General features: G+C 52.3%; 1 rRNA gene. It reads right to left on the reverse strand.

Annotation, left to right across the window (positions count from 1 at the left end):
- A 23S ribosomal RNA gene (locus BBG47_RS28560) occupies positions 1–352 on the reverse strand; the annotation flags it as partial.

Below are 352 nucleotides of genomic sequence, written 5' to 3' on the forward strand. Positions count from 1 at the left end.
TAGATCACACGGTTTCGGGTCTACGCCTACGTACTTATTCGCCCTATTCAGACTCGCTTTCGCTTCGGCTCCAGCTCTTCACCTTAACCTTGCACGCAAACGTAACTCGCCGGTTCATTCTACAAAAGGCACGCCATCACCCATGTATAGGGCTCTGACTTCTTGTAAGCACACTGTTTCAGGTTCTATTTCACTCCCCTTCCGGGGTGCTTTTCACCTTTCCCTCACGGTACTGCTTCACTATCGGTCACCAGGGAGTATTTAGCCTTAGCAGATGGTCCTGCCAGATTCCCACGGGGTTTCACGTGTCCCGCGGTACTCGGGATCCGTCTCGGAGGGCATTTACTTTCGA

Source organism: Paenibacillus sp. KS1 (assembly GCF_001680695.1).
GTDB classification, from domain to species: Bacteria; Bacillota; Bacilli; order Paenibacillales; family Paenibacillaceae; genus Paenibacillus_B; species Paenibacillus_B suaedae.